Here is a 13,607-nt window from a genome sequence, read left to right as displayed (position 1 = left end):
CTCCGGGGTTCGGGTGCCGCTCACCGGGCGTCGGCCAGCGGTTCGACCGGGATCCGCGCGTACACCCGGTAGCCGCCACCGGATCGCGCCCCGGTCCGCAGGACACCACCGTAGAGGGCGACCCGCTCGCGCATCCCGACCAGGCCGTGTCCGAGCCGTTGCCGGTCGGGCGACGGCCCCCGGCCGGTGTCGGTGACCTCCACCTCGACGGCGTCGCCGGTGAAGCTGACCCGCACCTGCGCGGTGGCCGTGCCGGCGTGTTTCAGGGCGTTGGTCAACGCCTCCTGGACGATCCGGTACACGGTCAGCGCCACCCCCTCCTCCAGCTGTCCGGGGCTGCCCGCCACGGCCAGGTGCACCGGCAGCCCGGCCTCCCGCACCTGTTCGACAAGCGCCTCGATGCCGGCGAGCCCCGGCTGCGGGGCCAGTTCGGCCGCCGGTTCCGCCTCGGTACGCAGCACGTCCAGCAGCCGGCGTAGCTCCCGCAGGGTGGCCCGGCTGGTCTCCTCGATGGTGGCGACCGCCTCGTCGGCGGCGTCGGCGTCGCGGCGCAGTACCCGCCGGACCCCGGTGGCCAGCACACCCATCACGCTGACGTGGTGGGCCACCACGTCGTGCAGTTCCCGGGCGATGCGTCGCCGTTCGTCGGCGACCGCCTGCTCGGCCAGGGAACGCTGGTTCGCCTCGGCGACCCGGGCCCGTTCCCGCAGCGCCGCGGTGGTGGACCGGCGCGCGTGCACCGTACGCCCCACCGAGAACGACACGATCCCGACCAGCAGGTTGTTCGCCACCAGGTAGGCCGCGCCGATCTGCGGCAGGATCTCGGAGGGCAGCCGGGCGGCCACCATCGCCGTCGGCGCCCACAGCGCCACCGCGGCCACCAGCGCCGGACGCACCGGCTGGTACGCGGCCATCGTGTAGGTGAGCACGACCAGGGTGAGACTCTGCGCCGTCGGTGCCACGCCGAGCACGATGGGCAGGGCCAGGGTCGCCAGTGCGGCCAGCACGGCGGGCCACGGCGCGACCCGGCGCAGCACCACCGGGGCGGCACAGAGCAGGCTCCAGCCCAGCGCCGCCGGCAGCGACCGGGGCCAGAACTCGCGCGGGGTCAGCACGGTGAACAGCACCTCGCCCAGCACCAGCCCGACGGTCAACAGCGCGTCACCGGCCAGCGGGCGGGTGCGCAGCCACTGCCTCAGCTCGGTCACCACGCCACGACGCTAACCGCCGCTGCCGGCGAAAGATCGTCTTGCGTGGTGAAGTGCCTCTCCTCCCTGGGGAGGAGAGCTACTCGTCGGCACCCGGGGCGGCCGGGCGGGTACGCGCGTCGCGCAGCGGATCCGCCGTGGGCTGCTCGGGAAACGGCGGCGGGGTGCCGCCGTAGCTGGGGCAGTGCGCCTGGTGGCTGCACCAGTCGCAGAGCCGGCTCGGCCGGGGCCGGAAGTCCCGGGCGGCGGTGGCCTGCTCGATCGCCCGCCACAGCGCCACCACCGTGCGTTCGAAGCGCACCAACTCCTCGGCGTCCGGCGCGTAGTCGCACACCTCGGCGTCGCGCAGGTAGAGCAGCCGCAGCACCCGGGGAACCACCCCCCGGGTGCGCCACAGCACCAGCGCGTAGAACTTGAGCTGGAACAGCGCGCGAGCCTCGAACGCCTCGCGTGGGGCGCCGCCGGTCTTGTAGTCCACCACCCGTAGCGCGCCGTCGGGGGCCACGTCGAGCCGGTCGAGGTAGCCGCGGATCAGCAACTCGTCGTCGATCACGGCGGAGATCAGGCTCTCCCGCTCGGCCGGCTCCAGCCGGCGCGGATCCTCCACCGTGAAGTAGCCCTCCAACAGGGCCGCCGCCGACCGGAGGAACTCGTCCGCGTCGACCTGACCGTCGTCGGTGAACAGCCCGGCCAGCTCCGGCTGCTCGGTGACCAGCCGGTCCCACTGGGGGGCGACCAGGTCACCGGCGGCCTCCGGGGTACGCCCGGCCGCCGGCAGGTCGAACAGCCGCTCCAGCACCGCGTGCACCAGCGTGCCGCGGGCCTGCTCGACGGTGGGCCGCTCGGGCAGCCGGTCGATGCTGCGGAACCGGTAGAGCAACGGGCAGGTCTTGAAATCCGCGGCCCGTGACGGTGACAGCGAGGCCCGCACCGTCGCCGGCAACTGGGTCGGAGTCGGAGCCTGCTGGGTGATCACCGGATCCGCCGTCATGCCGTGGAAGACTAGGGCACCGGTGTGACAGTGGGGCCGCCGCCGCTCCGAATAGGTGATCTCCGGCCGCGTAGCATCGGCGCGATGGAGCAGAGCAGGCAGCCACGGCCGGGACGGCGCTCCGGCCTCCGGGTCGGCCGGATCTTCGGGGTGCCGCTGTACCTGAACGCCTCGATCCTGCTGCTCGCGGTGTTGATCATCGTGCTCTACGGCGAGTTGGCTGGCCAGCGGTTGCAGCTGTCGCCAGCCGTCGGCTACCTGGTCGGCGCCGGCTTCGTCGTCTCGCTACTCGGCTCGGTGCTGGCCCACGAACTCGGTCACGCGCTGACCGCCCGACACTTCGGCATCGGTGTGCGGGGAATCACCCTCGAACTGCTCGGCGGGTACACCGAGATGGACCGCGACGCCCCGTCGCCCCGGGTGGACCTGCTGGTGTCGCTGGCCGGGCCGGCGGTCTCCGCGCTGCTCGGCGGGGCGGCGGTCGCCGCGACGGTGGCCCTGCCCGACCGCACCGTGGCCGACCAACTCGCCTTCCAACTGGCGGCGAGCAACGTCATCGTCGCCGTGTTCAACATCCTCCCCGGGCTGCCGCTGGACGGCGGGCGGGCGTTGCGGGCGGTGCTCTGGGCGCTCACCCGGGACCGGCACCGGGCCACCGAGGTGGCTGGCTGGGTCGGCCGGGTCCTCGCCGTGGGCACCATCGCGCTGGTCGGGCTGCTCTACGCGGCCGGCGTGCTGAGCCTGCTGGCGCTGCCGTTGACGGCGCTGGTCGCGCTCACCATCTGGCACGGCGCCGGGCAGTCGATCAGGATGGCCCGGATCGGCCGCCGACTGCCCCTGGTCGACCTGGCCCACCTGGCCCGGCCGGTGCTCGCCGTACCCTCCGCCACTCCGCTGGCCGAGGCCCAGCGCCGGGCCGACGAGCTGACCCCGGATCGGCCGGTCGCGTTGCTGGTGACCGACTCGGCGGGGCGGCCGGTGGCGGTGGTCGACCCGGCCGCGGCGGCGGCCGTGCCGCAGCACCGCCGGCCCTGGCTGGCGGTGGACGCGGTCGCCCGCTCGGTCACCGACCTGCCGACCATGCCGGTCACCACCGACGGGGAGCGGGTGCTGGAGACCGTACAGGCCCACCCGGGCGCGCAGTACCTCGTGACGGCAGGCGAAGATGTCGTCGGAATTCTGCACATCGCGGATCTGGCGCAACTGCTCGAACCTCACCGGAAGATGAACTCGTGACCGTGACCCACTCGAACCCGGCCGCCCCGGGCACCGCCGTGCCCGCCGAGACACCGGAGCTGACCCCCGTGCACCGTGGGCCGTTCCGGCCCGGTGACCGGGTGCAGCTGACCGATCCCAAGGGCCGGATGCACACGGTCACCCTGGAACCGGGCAAGGAGTTCCACACCCACCGGGGCATCCTCGCGCACGACGCCCTGATCGGCCTGCCCGACGGCAGCGTGGTCACCACCTCCGGCGGCGGCACCGCGTTCCTGGCGCTACGGCCCCTGCTGTCGGACTACGTGCTCTCCATGCCGCGCGGCGCCCAGGTGATCTACCCCAAGGACGCGGCGCAGATCGTCGCCATGGGCGACATCTTCCCCGGCGCCAAGGTGCTGGAGGCCGGCGCCGGGTCCGGGGCGCTGAGCTGCTCGCTGCTGCGGGCGGTCGGCACCGGCGGCGAACTGCACTCCTACGAGCTGCGCGACGACTTCGCCCAGATCGCCCGGCGCAACGTGGAGGCGTTCTTCAACGGGCCGCATCCGGCCTGGCACCTGCACGTCGGCGACGTCGCGGGGTGCACCGAGACCGGTTTCGACCGGATCATCCTGGACATGCTGACCCCGTGGGAGAACCTCGACATGGTCGAGCGGGCGCTGCTGCCCGGCGGCGTCTTCATCGGCTACGTCGCCACCACCCCGCAGCTGTCCGAGCTGGTCGAGGCGCTGCGCGAGCGGGGCGGCTGGACCGAGCCGCGGGCCTGGGAGTCGCTGGTGCGGGACTGGCACGCCGAAGGGCTGGCGGTGCGCCCCGACCACCGGATGATCGCGCACACCGCGTTCCTCGTCTCCGCGCGTAAGCTCGCCCCCGGAGTCACCGCCCCGCCGCGGCGACGCAAGCCCAGCAAGGGCACCGAGGCGTACGCGCAACGCCGGCAGGCACTGCGCGAGGCGGAGGCGGCCCGACAGGCGACCACGGCGCCGCAGGCGCAACCGGACACGACGCAGGAGACGGACAGGCCGTGACGGCGGAATGGGGCGGCTGGGAGTGAACGGGCTGATCCTGGATGCGGGTGGGCGGTGGCCGGAGATGACCGCATGAGTCGTCCCGGTTTCGGCGGCGGTGACCTGCCGGCGGTCTTTCCCGACTGGTCGCCCTACACGGACCTCGAATCGGCGGCGCGGGCCTACCTGCGCGACCCCGACGTGGCGCTCGAGGCACTCGGCGGCGTGCTGCGCGGGGCGTCGGTGCTCGGCTTCACCCTGGAACGCTTCGTCAACGAGGTGAACGGGGTGTGGCAGGAGGTCGTCGTCTGCGACGGCAGCCGGCTGGTGCTCTGGCACGGCGAGGACGTGCCGCCGGGCGAGGGGCCGCCCGGGTCGATGACCTCGTCGCTGCGGGTGGTGCCGGCCTCCTCGGTCACCGAGGTGGGCTGCCGCCGCCGGCTGTTCCGGCACGACAACGGCGAGATCCGGGTCGACAGCATCGACGTGTACCTGCTGCTGACCTCGCTCGACGAGAGCCCGCCCAGCGAGGAGACGGCCGGCGGGCCGCGTCACGACGCGTTGCGGTTCGGCAAGACCCTCGACGACGGTGGTGCCGGGCAGATCGCCCGGCTGGAGGAGTTCGCCCGACTGGTCGCCTCGGTGGTCGGTCGCCCGCTGCTGTGACGCGCCCGGCACCGCCTCGGGTCGGTCAGTCCTCGGCCTCCGGGCCGGCCACCTCGACGCCGTCGCTGCCGCGTACCACGTGGATGCACTCGCCGGGGCACTCCCGCGCCGAGTCGATCACCTCTAGGCGCAGGTGTTCCGGTACGGCCACCCGGGCGCCCGGGGCCTGCCTCAGCTCTCCGTCGGAGCCCTTGACGTAGGCCAGGCCGTCGACGTCGAACTCGAAGACCTCGGGTGCGTACTGCACGCACAGCCCGTCGCCCGTGCACAGGTCCTGATCCACCCAGACCTGCAATTCGTCGGTCGCGACCTCGGCCACCGGTGCACCCCCCATGTTCTCCCGTCCCACCCCCCGACGGTACCCGAATGCCCGTACCCGCCCGCCAACCCACCCTTGGCGATCAAGCTTCGGTGACGGGCGCGTTGCGGAGGACCGAATCGGGCTCATAGCGGCTAGTGTTAGGTCAGAACGTTCAAGCCCCCCGGGGAGGTGGGACGTGGCACGCAGCGACGACGCGGACTCGCGCGCCGCACGGTGGGAGAAGGAGGCCCACGATCTCTCCACGCAGGTCGCGTTCCTTCAAGAGGAACTCGCTCTGGTGCGGCGCAAGTTGACCGAAAGCCCCCGACACGTCCGGCAGCTCGAAGAGCGGCTGGCCGCCACCCAGGCGCAGTTGGCGCGGCTGACCGAGAACAACGAACGGCTCGTGAGCACCCTCAAGGAGGCTCGCGCGCAGATCGTGACGCTCAAGGAGGAGATCGACCGGCTCGCCCAGCCGCCGAGCGGCTACGGCGTCTTCCTGGCCCGCCACGAGGACGGCACAGTCGACGTCTTCACCGGCGGGCGCAAGCTGCGCGTGGCCGTCTCGCCCTCGCTCGACGTGGACGAGCTGCGGCGCGGTCAGGAGGTCCTGCTCAACGACGCGCTCAACATCGTCGACGCGTTCGGCTACGAGCGGGTCGGCGAGGTGGTCATGCTCAAGGAGATCCTCGCGGGTCCCGACGGCGCGCCGGGTGACCGGGCGCTGGTGGTCTCGCACTCCGACGAGGAACGGATCGTGCACCTGGCCGAGACCCTGATCGGCAGTGCGATCCGGGCCGGCGACTCGCTCATGATCGAGCCGCGCTCGGCGTACGCGTACGAGCGGATTCCCAAGAGCGAGGTCGAGGAGCTCGTCCTGGAGGAGGTGCCGGACGTCGACTACGGCGACATCGGTGGCCTGCACTCCCAGATCGAGCAGATCCGGGACGCGGTGGAACTGCCGTTCCTGCACGCCGACCTGTTCCGGGAGCACCAGCTGCGCCCGCCGAAGGGCATCCTGCTCTACGGCCCGCCCGGCTGCGGCAAGACGCTGATCGCCAAGGCGGTCGCCAACTCGCTGGCCAAGAAGATCGCCGAGCGGCGGGGCGAGGAGAAGCACACCAGCTTCTTCCTCAACATCAAGGGCCCCGAGCTGCTCAACAAGTACGTCGGCGAGACCGAGCGGCACATCCGGCTGATCTTCCAGCGGGCCCGGGAGAAGGCCGGCGAGGGTACGCCGGTCATCGTCTTCTTCGACGAGATGGACTCGGTCTTCCGGACCCGTGGCTCCGGTGTCTCCTCCGACGTGGAGAACACCATCGTGCCCCAGCTGCTCAGTGAGATCGACGGCGTGGAGGGGCTGGAGAACGTCATCGTCATCGGCGCCTCCAACCGGGAAGACATGATCGACCCGGCGATCCTGCGTCCCGGCCGACTCGACGTGAAGATCAAGATCGAGCGTCCGGACGCCGAGGCGGCCAAGGACATCTTCTCCAAGTACATCCTCGCCGGGCTGCCGCTGCACGCCGACGACCTGGCCGAGCACGGGCAGGACGCCCAGGCCACCGTCGCCGCCATGATCGACGCGGTGGTGCTGCGGATGTACTCCGAGACCGAGGAGAACCGCTTCCTCGAGGTCACCTACGCCAACGGTGACAAGGAGGTCCTGTACTTCAAGGACTTCAACTCCGGCGCGATGATCCAGAACATCGTCGACCGGGGCAAGAAGATGGCCATCAAGGAGTTCCTCACCTCCGGTCGCAAGGGGTTGCGCCTGCAACACCTGCTCGACGCCTGCGTCGACGAGTTCCGCGAGAACGAGGACCTGCCCAACACCACCAACCCCGACGACTGGGCCCGCATCTCCGGCAAGAAGGGCGAGCGGATCGTCTACATCCGTACGCTCGTCTCCGGCGGCAAGGGCGCCGAGGCGGGTCGCTCCATCGAGACGGCCAGCAACACCGGCCAGTACCTCTGACCACGCCCACGAGGCCCGTGACGACACCTGTCACGGGCCTCGTGTGTGCCCGGCTCACCAGGCCGGCAGAAACTGGGCGACACCGTTAGACTCCGGACATCCCTCCCCGCGTCCCCAAGGATTTCCGCGTGCCCGCCGAGCAGAGCGTCGTGGCCCCGCCGGTCGCCCCGACTCCCACCGTCAGCCCCGGCACGCCGCACCGTCGGCGGAGCATCACCGCGCTGGCCGCCCTACCCGCAGCCTGGCTGCTGCCGCTCGCCGCGGTCGCCGTCGACGCCCGTTGGGTGCTGCCCCCGCTGGTGCTGATCGCCACCGCCAGCCTGCTGCGCGGCGGTCGTACCCTGCTCGACCGGCTGTTGCTGGCGACCGTCCTGTTGGTCTGCCTCACCACCGCGGCCGGCCTGCTCTTCGCCGTCTGGCCCTGGGCGATGGACCCGGTCGCGGTCAGCGGCACCGCCCTCACCGCGCTCGTCCTGACCGCACTGGCGACCGGCCGGCGCCCCACCCTGCCCCGCCCCAGCTGGCCGGACCTGCTCGCCGTCCTGGCCACCAGCGGGCTCGTCTGGTACCTCGCCCAACCCCTGCTGCGCGCCGGCGACCTGGTCGGCCGGCTCACCATTCTCAGCCGTGGCGAGGACTACCTGCGGCATCTCAGCCTGGTCGACGTGGTCGGTCGGCACGGCGGCTACGTCTTCGTCGACCCCGCCGCCGTACGCGACGACCTGTTCTCCCAACTCGTCTACTACCCGCAGGGCTGGCACCTGCTCGTCGCCCTGCTCGACGGCCACCGCAGCCCGCCCGGCACCGGACCGGGCGGCGCCGCCGCCGTGGAGCCGTTCCTCTGGTGGAACGTCGCCACCTTCGGCCTGTTCGTCCTTGCCCTGCTCTGGGCCGCCCAACGCCTGCCCGGCCCGCTGCATCCGCTGAGCCGCCTGGTGCTCACCGTCGTGGTCGGCGCCCTGGTCCTCGGCACCCAGATGCCCCGGATGCTGCTGTCCGGCTACCCCACCGAGACGCTCGGACTGACCCTCACCGTGGTCCTCGCCGCTCTCGTCGCCCGGCCGGTCAGCGCGCCCCGCGAGCATCTCCTGCTGCTCGGTGCCCTCCTCGTCGGCATCGGCTTCACCTACTACCTGTTCCTGCCCGCCGCCGTCATCCTCGTCCTCGGGGCGCTGCTGCTGCGGCACCGCGAGGTACGCCGACTCCGTGGCACCACGCTGGTCGTCGGCCTGGCCACCGCGGTTCTCGCCCCCGTGCCGATCCTGCTCGGCGTGTTCCGCGCCAACCAGACCGAGTCGCTGACCGCCACCGTCGGGCCGGACCTGACCGAGACCTGGCTCGCCCTCGGCGGCCTCGGCGCGTTCGTGGTGCCCGCCCTGCTGGTGCACGCCGTCCGCAGCGGGCGAGCCGACCCGGCCTGGCGACGCTGGCTGTTCGTGCTGCTGGTCAGCCTGGTGCTCACCCTGGCCATCGGCCAGGCCAGCATCAGTCTCGGCGGCCAGGCCGGCTACTACTTCAACAAGGCCGGTCACCTCACCACCGTGCTGCTCATCATCGGCACCGCCGCCGTGGCGCGGCTGCTGCCGGTGCCGAGTCGTGGCCGCCCGGTACGCGCCACCGTGGCCGGACTCACCGCCGTCACGGTCGCCGCCGCCACCGTGCTGTTCGTCGGGGTCACCGGCTGGCACCGCAGCCTGCTCGTGGTCACGCCGCAGACCTGGGCGCAGCGCTGGGTCCACCAGCAGGTCGACCAGCCCACCCGCTCGGCGGCGGTGTGCGAGCAGGCCCACCGGCGCTATCCGGCCGTCGACGGTGTCACCACGCTCGTGCTCGACCGCCGCCCGTACCAGTCCTATCTGGCCAACATCTGCGTCTCCACCTTGCAGGGCACCACGGCGCAGACCGAGGATGGCATCTACGACATGGTCTTCGCCGAACCGGACCGGACCTGGCAGATACTGCACCGGGTGCCCGGTGAGATCCGCCTGGTGGCGGCCACCGACGGGGCCCGGGTCCGGGTCAACAGGTTGCTGCGTACCGCCCCTGAGCTGGCCGACCGGGTCACCATCGAGACGATGATCGTCGATGATCCACCGAGCTGATCCGGGCGACCCGCGGCGCACCGACCACGACGGCGCGCCCCCGTGAGCCCCACCGCGGACTACGCTCGGACGTGACGGGGGATCGGTCGGGCAAAGCGAAGCGGGTAGGTCGATGAGCGTAAGACGGATCATGGGCACCGAGGTCGAGTACGGCATCTCCGTGCCCGGTCAGGCCGGGGCCAACCCGATGGTCACCTCGTCCCAGGTGGTGAACGCCTATGGCGCCCGCCCGGAACTCAACCGGGGCGGTCGGGCACGCTGGGACTACGAGGAGGAGTCGCCACTGCGCGACGCCCGGGGCTTCACCTACTCCGGTGCCGTGTACGACCCGGCCGAGGCGCTCGCCGACGAGGATCTCGGGCTGGCCAACGTGATCCTCACCAACGGGGCCCGGCTCTACGTGGACCACGCCCACCCCGAATACTCCACACCGGAGGTGACCAACCCGCGTGACCTGGTCCGCTGGGACAAGGCGGGCGAGCGGGTGATGGCGGAGGCGGCGCGCCGGGCCGCCACCATTCCGGGCACGGCGCCGATCCACCTCTACAAGAACAACACCGACAACAAGGGCGCCAGCTACGGAGCCCACGAGAACTACCTGATGCGGCGGCAGACGCCGTTCGCCGACATCGTGGCGTACCTGACGCCGTTCTTCGTGACCCGCCAGATCGTCTGCGGCGCCGGTCGGGTCGGCATCGGCCAGGACGGTGGCCAGAACGGTTTCCAGATCTCCCAGCGGGCCGACTTCTTCGAGGTCGAGGTCGGGTTGGAGACCACCCTCAAGCGACCGATCATCAACACCCGGGACGAGCCGCACGCCGACGCGGACAAGTACCGTCGCCTGCACGTCATCATCGGCGACGCCAACCTCTCGGAGATCTCCACGTACCTCAAGGTCGGCACCACCGCGCTGATCCTGACGATGATCGAGGAGAAGGCGCTCGGCCCGGACCTGGGCATCGCCGACCCGGTGGCTGAACTGCGCGCGGTCAGCCACGACCCGTCCCTGACCCACCGGATGCGGCTGCGCGACGGGCGCCGGCTGACCGCGTTGGACGTGCAGTGGGCGTACCTCGAACGGGTGCGGGCGTTCGTCGAGGACCGGTACGGCAGTGACGTCGACGAGCAGACCGTCGACGTGCTGGACCGGTGGGAGGCCGTGCTGGACCGGCTCGGGCGCGACGTGATGCTCTGCGCCGACGAGTTGGACTGGGTCGCCAAGCTGCGCCTGCTGGAGGGATACCGGGACCGGGAGAAGCTCGGCTGGGGCTCGCACAAGCTCCAACTGGTCGACCTCCAGTACTCCGACGTACGCCCGGAGAAGGGGCTCTATCACCGGCTGGTCACTCGGGGCGCGATGAAGACGCTGCTGAGCGACGAGGAGAGCCGGTCGGCGATGACCGAGCCGCCGGAGGACACCCGCGCCTACTTCCGGGGTCGCTGCCTGGCGCAGTACGCCTCGGAGGTGGTCGCCGCGAGTTGGGATTCGGTCATCTTCGACGTGGGCCGGGAGTCGCTGGTGCGGGTGCCGATGATGGAGCCGGAGCGTGGCACCCGGCGGCACGTCGGGGCGCTGTTCGACCGGTGTGCAAGCGCCAAGGACCTGCTGGAGAGCCTGACTGGCGGCTGAGCGGTCGATCATCGGGTGGATGTCGTCGCGTGCTGGTTTCCGTACCGGCGCGGGTGGGCGTTTCGTCGCTCCCGCGAGGTAAGTTCATCGCAGGGAGATCGTGGAGGAGGCAGCAGTGGCCACTCGTGACAGCGGCGGTCAGTCGCAGTCGGGCAAGTCCCGTCAGGGAGAAGAGGTCGAGGACGTCACCGTCGAGGCGAACCCGGAGGTCGCCGAGCGGCACGCCGAGATCACCGAGGACGTCGACGACCTGCTGGACGAGATCGACTCCGTTCTCGAAGAGAACGCCGAAGAATTCGTGAGAGGATACGTTCAAAAAGGAGGTCAGTGAACGTATAGGGCAATCCGAACATGTCGGAATTTCGGGATGATCGGGATGGTCAACGGCGTTGCCGTGACTGTGGGGAGTGGAAGTTCAACGCCCGTTCGAAGGCTAGTTACGCCAAGCGGGTGACTTCTGGCCGAGCAGGGTGGCGTCTGCGCGGTCTGCGGTGACCCCGATCCGGAACATGTGGACCACGATCATCGCACCGGATGGGTACGCGGGATACTCTGCTTCAACTGCAACGGTGGTCTTGGCCAGTTCCGTGACAGTCCAACGAGGCTGGCCCGGGCCATCACGTACCTGAGAGGAACCACGTGGCAGCGGGTTTTGATCCATCCGGGCGTCTACCAGATGTGTTCACCAACGCGGGGACGTCCTCCTTCACGTCGTTTCTGAGCCAGGTGGCCCCCGAGATGCTGCCCGGCCGTCGGCCGCTGCCCCCGGGGATGGCCGCCGACCTGGCCCCGCACGCCACCACGATCGTGGCGATCTCCGCGGCTGGCGGCGTCGTGATGGCCGGCGACCGGCGGGCCACCATGGGCAACCTGATCGCCCAGCGGGACATCGAGAAGGTGCATCCGGCCGACGCGTACTCCCTGGTGGGCATCGCCGGCACCGCCGGCATCGGCATCGAGCTGATGCGACTGTTCCAGGTGGAGTTGGAGCACTACGAAAAGCTCGAGGGCGCCATGCTCTCGCTCGACGGCAAAGCCAACCGGCTCGCCTCGATGATCCGGGGCAACCTGGGCGCCGCGATGCAGGGCCTCGCGGTGATCCCGCTGTTCGCCGGGTTCGACCTGGCCGCGAAGGACCCGGCCCGGGCCGGGCGGATCTTCAGCTTCGACGTGACCGGCGGCCCGTACGAGGAGACCGGCTACGACGCTATCGGTTCGGGCTCGCTGTTCGCCCGGTCGGCGTTGAAGAAGCGGTTCCGCGCCGGCCTGTCCACCGACGACGCGGTGCGGTTGGCGGTGGAGGCGCTCTACGACGCCGCCGACGACGACACCGCGACCGGCGGGCCGGACCTGACCCGGCGGATCTACCCGGTGGTGATGACCGCGACGGCGGAGGGGACGCACCGGCTGACCGACGCGGAGACGTCGGCGGTCGCCGAGAGCGTCGTCGCCGGCCGGATGGAGAACCCGGGCGGCTGAGCCGCTTCCGCGCCCTCACCTGATCCCAGTTGCCAGCACAGCGCCAGAAGGAGAGCCGCCGCCGTGGCCATGCAGTTCTACGCCTCGCCCGAACAGATCATGCGCGACCGTTCCGAGCTGGCCCGCAAGGGCATCGCCCGGGGACGCAGCGCGGTGGTCCTGAGCTACGCCGGTGGGGTGCTCTTCGTTGCGGAGAATCTCTCCAGCGCGCTGCACAAGGTCAGTGAGATCTACGACCGGATCGGGTTCGCTGCGGTCGGCCGGTACAACGAGTTCGAGAACCTGCGCCGGGCCGGGGTGCGGATGGCCGACCTGAACGGGCTCAGCTACGACCGGCGTGACGTGACCGGCCTGGCACTGGCCAACGCGTTCGCGCAGACCCTCGGCGCCATCTTCACCGAGCAGTCGAAGCCGTTCGAGGTGGAGATCTGTGTGGCCGAGGTGGGTGCCACCCCCGATGACGATTCCCTCTACCGGAACACCTACGACGGTTCGGTGACCGACGAGCCGGGCCGGATGGCGATGGGCGGGCAGGCCGACGCGATCGCCGGGGTGTTGAAGTCGAATCATCGGCCGGACATGTCGCTCGGCGAGGCGGTGAAGGTCGCGGTGCAGGCGCTGGGCAGCGTCGGTGGTGAGGGCGGTGCGGCCCGGTCGATCGCCGCCAACCAGTTGGAAGTGGCGGTCCTGGACCGTAACCGGGTGGGGCGTACCTTCCGGCGGATCACCGGGGCGGCGCTGATCGCGCTGCTCGACGGCGGCGCGGAGGGCGAGGCCGCCGATGGTGACCGGGCGAAGACCCCGACCACGCCGACCGAGGAGGCGCACAAGCCGACCACCTCGGCCGGCTCGGCTGACCTGGAGGACAAGCCGGGCAACCCCGAGGCCTGACGCCTCACGCCCCAGCCCCGGGCTCGACCGGGGTCTCCACGCCGCTGCCCGGGCAGCGCACCACACTGCCCGCCGGGCCCTTTGCTCTGCTTCACTCCACGCACAGAAATCGCGCCGGACCTGATGCGTCCGTTGAAGC

13 protein-coding genes are annotated in these 13,607 nt (G+C 71.1%); 10 read left to right on the top strand and 3 right to left on the bottom strand.

Annotation, left to right across the window (positions count from 1 at the left end; all coding sequences use genetic code 11):
- Window positions 1-20: 20 nt before the first annotated feature.
- Window positions 21-1,208, bottom strand: a complete 1,188-nt coding sequence (locus tag E0H26_RS02890; RefSeq protein ID WP_240741983.1) for a sensor histidine kinase — start codon at window positions 1,206-1,208, stop codon at window positions 21-23.
- A gap of 79 nt (window positions 1,209-1,287) precedes the next feature.
- Window positions 1,288-2,199 carry a RecB family exonuclease gene (locus E0H26_RS02885; protein ID WP_131300401.1) on the bottom strand — a complete coding sequence of 304 codons (912 nt, stop codon included), beginning with the start codon at window positions 2,197-2,199 and terminating at the stop codon, window positions 1,288-1,290.
- A gap of 84 nt (window positions 2,200-2,283) precedes the next feature.
- Between E0H26_RS02885 and E0H26_RS02880 the strand changes: the two genes are divergently transcribed.
- The 3 genes from E0H26_RS02880 to E0H26_RS02870 all read left to right on the top strand — a co-directional run bounded on the left by E0H26_RS02880 (window position 2,284) and on the right by E0H26_RS02870 (window position 5,087).
- The gene (locus E0H26_RS02880) at window positions 2,284-3,435 is read left to right on the top strand and encodes a site-2 protease family protein (protein WP_131300399.1); all 1,152 of its coding nucleotides are present in this window, start codon (window positions 2,284-2,286) and stop codon (window positions 3,433-3,435) included.
- On the top strand, window positions 3,432-4,442 hold the full coding sequence (locus E0H26_RS02875) for a tRNA (adenine-N1)-methyltransferase (RefSeq protein ID WP_420812767.1): 1,011 nt from the start codon (window positions 3,432-3,434) through the stop codon (window positions 4,440-4,442). The genes E0H26_RS02880 and E0H26_RS02875 overlap by 4 nt, the downstream gene beginning before the upstream one ends.
- A gap of 72 nt (window positions 4,443-4,514) precedes the next feature.
- On the top strand, window positions 4,515-5,087 hold the full coding sequence (locus E0H26_RS02870; protein WP_131300397.1) for a hypothetical protein: 573 nt from the start codon (window positions 4,515-4,517) through the stop codon (window positions 5,085-5,087).
- 25 nt (window positions 5,088-5,112) lie between these two features.
- Here the strand turns inward: E0H26_RS02870 and E0H26_RS02865 are convergent, their stop codons facing one another.
- Window positions 5,113-5,406: a ferredoxin gene (locus E0H26_RS02865; protein ID WP_131300540.1), complete on the bottom strand. Its 294-nt coding sequence runs from the start codon at window positions 5,404-5,406 to the stop codon at window positions 5,113-5,115.
- A gap of 178 nt (window positions 5,407-5,584) precedes the next feature.
- On the opposite strand from E0H26_RS02865, the gene arc reads away from it, so the two are divergent.
- The 7 genes from arc to prcA all read left to right on the top strand — a co-directional run bounded on the left by arc (window position 5,585) and on the right by prcA (window position 13,468).
- On the top strand, window positions 5,585-7,366 hold the full coding sequence (gene arc / locus E0H26_RS02860; RefSeq protein ID WP_131300396.1) for a proteasome ATPase: 1,782 nt from the start codon (window positions 5,585-5,587) through the stop codon (window positions 7,364-7,366).
- A gap of 128 nt (window positions 7,367-7,494) precedes the next feature.
- Window positions 7,495-9,468 (top strand): hypothetical protein, encoded by a 1,974-nt coding sequence (locus E0H26_RS02855; protein WP_131300394.1) that lies wholly within the window; start codon window positions 7,495-7,497, stop codon window positions 9,466-9,468.
- Between the two features lie 112 nt (window positions 9,469-9,580).
- Window positions 9,581-11,098 (top strand): depupylase/deamidase Dop, encoded by a 1,518-nt coding sequence (gene dop / locus E0H26_RS02850; protein ID WP_131300393.1) that lies wholly within the window; start codon window positions 9,581-9,583, stop codon window positions 11,096-11,098.
- Between the two features lie 115 nt (window positions 11,099-11,213).
- Window positions 11,214-11,429, top strand: coding sequence for a ubiquitin-like protein Pup (locus tag E0H26_RS02845; protein WP_013734319.1), 216 nt, complete (start codon window positions 11,214-11,216; stop codon window positions 11,427-11,429).
- A 180-nt stretch (window positions 11,430-11,609) separates the two neighbouring features.
- Complete coding sequence (locus tag E0H26_RS02840; protein WP_240741982.1) at window positions 11,610-11,819, top strand: endonuclease domain-containing protein; 210 nt, start codon at window positions 11,610-11,612, stop codon at window positions 11,817-11,819.
- Window positions 11,738-12,577 carry a proteasome subunit beta gene (gene prcB / locus E0H26_RS02835; protein ID WP_206024812.1) on the top strand — a complete coding sequence of 280 codons (840 nt, stop codon included), beginning with the start codon at window positions 11,738-11,740 and terminating at the stop codon, window positions 12,575-12,577. Before E0H26_RS02840 ends, prcB begins: the two co-directional genes overlap by 82 nt.
- A 63-nt stretch (window positions 12,578-12,640) precedes the next feature.
- A complete protein-coding gene (prcA, locus tag E0H26_RS02830; protein ID WP_131300389.1) occupies window positions 12,641-13,468 on the top strand; it encodes a proteasome subunit alpha in 828 nt (275 codons plus the stop codon).
- The last annotated feature ends 139 nt before the right edge of the window (window positions 13,469-13,607 follow it).

The sequence above is a fragment of the Micromonospora zingiberis genome, assembly GCF_004331455.1.
In the GTDB taxonomy this organism is placed as follows: domain Bacteria; phylum Actinomycetota; class Actinomycetes; order Mycobacteriales; family Micromonosporaceae; genus Micromonospora; species Micromonospora zingiberis.
The sequence above is the reverse complement of the archived record's forward strand: the minus strand, read 5'-3'. Positions and strand labels throughout refer to the sequence as shown.